The 2436-nt window shown below is 53.9% G+C and carries 1 rRNA gene; it reads left to right on the top strand.

Annotated features, from left to right (window positions below):
• Window positions 1-2436 (top strand): 23S ribosomal RNA (locus ACQ5BJ_RS26255); the annotation flags it as partial.

Here is a 2436-nt window from a genome sequence, read left to right as displayed (position 1 = left end):
TAAATGCCCTCCGAGACGGATCCCGAGTACCGCGGGACACGTGAAACCCCGTGGGAATCTGGCAGGACCATCTGCTAAGGCTAAATACTCCCTGGTGACCGATAGTGAAGCAGTACCGTGAGGGAAAGGTGAAAAGCACCCCGGAAGGGGAGTGAAATAGAACCTGAAACCGTGTGCTTACAAGAAGTCAGAGCCCTATTTATGGGTGATGGCGTGCCTTTTGTAGAATGAACCGGCGAGTTACGTTTGCGTGCAAGGTTAAGGTGAAGAGCTGGAGCCGAAGCGAAAGCGAGTCTGAATAGGGCGAATAAGTACGTAGGCGTAGACCCGAAACCGTGTGATCTACCCCTGTCCAGGGTGAAGGTGCGGTAACACGCACTGGAGGCCCGAACCCACGCACGTTGAAAAGTGCGGGGATGAGGTGGGGGTAGCGGAGAAATTCCAATCGAACTCGGAGATAGCTGGTTCTCCCCGAAATAGCTTTAGGGCTAGCCTCGGAGTAAAGAGTCATGGAGGTAGAGCACTGATTGGATGCGGGGCCCGCCAAGGGTTACCAAGTTCAGTCAAACTCCGAATGCCATCGACTTATATCCGGGAGTCAGACAGTGGGTGCTAAGGTCCATTGTCAAGAGGGAAACAGCCCAGACCATCAGCTAAGGCCCCTAAATGTATGTTAAGTGGGAAAGGATGTGGAGTTGCCCAGACAACCAGGATGTTGGCTTAGAAGCAGCCATCATTTAAAGAGTGCGTAATAGCTCACTGGTCGAGTGACTCTGCGCCGAAAATGTAACGGGGCTAAACATACTGCCGAAGCTATGGATTGATACTATGTATCAGTGGTAGGGGAGCGTTGTGTACCGGGTTGAAGGTAGACCGAGAGGACTGCTGGACTGTACACAAGTGAGAATGCCGGTATGAGTAACGAAAAGACATGTGAGAATCATGTCCGCCGAAAACCTAAGGGTTCCTGAGGAAGGCTCGTCCACTCAGGGTAAGTCGGGACCTAAGGCGAGGCCGAAAGGCGTAGTCGAAGGACAACAGGTTGAAATTCCTGTACCACCGTAACCGTTATGAGCAATGGGGGGACGCAGAAGGATAGGGACGCGAGCTGATGGATGCTCGTCCAAGCAGTGAGGCTGATGTGTAGGCAAATCCGCACATCGTAAGGCTAGGCTGTGATGGGGAGGGAAAATTACAGTACCGAAGGTCTTGATTTCATGCTGCCAAGAAAAGCCTCTAGCCAGGTGAAGGTGCCCGTACCGCAAACCGACACAGGTAGGTGAGAAGAGAATTCTAAGGCGCGCGGAAGAACTCTCGTTAAGGAACTCGGCAAAATGACCCCGTAACTTCGGGAGAAGGGGTGCCTCGGTAGGGTGAATAGCCCGAGGGGGCCGCAGTGAAAAGGCCCAAGCGACTGTTTAGCAAAAACACAGGTCTGTGCGAAGCCGCAAGGCGAAGTATACGGGCTGACGCCTGCCCGGTGCTGGAAGGTTAAGGGGAGTGGTTAGCCGCAAGGCGAAGCTATGAACCGAAGCCCCAGTAAACGGCGGCCGTAACTATAACGGTCCTAAGGTAGCGAAATTCCTTGTCAGGTAAATTCTGACCCGCACGAATGGCGTAACGACTTGGGCGCTGTCTCAACGAGAGATCCGGTGAAATTTTAATACCTGTGAAGATGCAGGTTACCCGCGACAAGACGGAAAGACCCCATGGAGCTTTACTACAGCTTGATATTGGACTTTGGTACGGACTGTACAGGATAGGTGGGAGCCTGAGAAGCCTGAGCGCCAGCTTAGGTGGAGGCGCCGTTGGGATACCACCCTGTTCGTATCGGAGTTCTAACCTAGGACCGTAATCCGGTTCGGGGACAGTGTCAGGTGGGTAGTTTGACTGGGGCGGTCGCCTCCTAAAGAGTAACGGAGGCGCCCCAAGGTTCCCTCAGAATGGTTGGAAATCATTCGAAGAGTGCAAAGGCATAAGGGAGCTTGACTGCGAGACCTACAAGTCGAGCAGGGACGAAAGTCGGGCTTAGTGATCCGGTGGTTCCGCATGGAAGGGCCATCGCTCAACGGATAAAAGCTACCCTGGGGATAACAGGCTTATCTCCCCCAAGAGTCCACATCGACGGGGAGGTTTGGCACCTCGATGTCGGCTCATCGCATCCTGGGGCTGAAGTAGGTCCCAAGGGTTGGGCTGTTCGCCCATTAAAGCGGTACGCGAGCTGGGTTCAGAACGTCGTGAGACAGTTCGGTCCCTATCTGTCGCGGGCGTAGGAAATTTGAGAGGAGCTGTCCTTAGTACGAGAGGACCGGGATGGACGCACCGCTGGTGTACCAGTTGTTCCGCCAGGAGCATAGCTGGGTAGCTATGTGCGGAAGGGATAAGCGCTGAAAGCATCTAAGCGTGAAGCCCCCCTCAAGATGAGATTTCCCAATT

Source organism: Paenibacillus sp. B1-35 (genome assembly GCF_050474385.1).
In the GTDB taxonomy this organism is placed as follows: Bacteria; Bacillota; Bacilli; order Paenibacillales; family Paenibacillaceae; genus Paenibacillus_B; species Paenibacillus_B alvei.
Note: the sequence above shows the minus strand (reverse complement) of the source record. Positions and strands in the feature narration are given on the sequence as shown.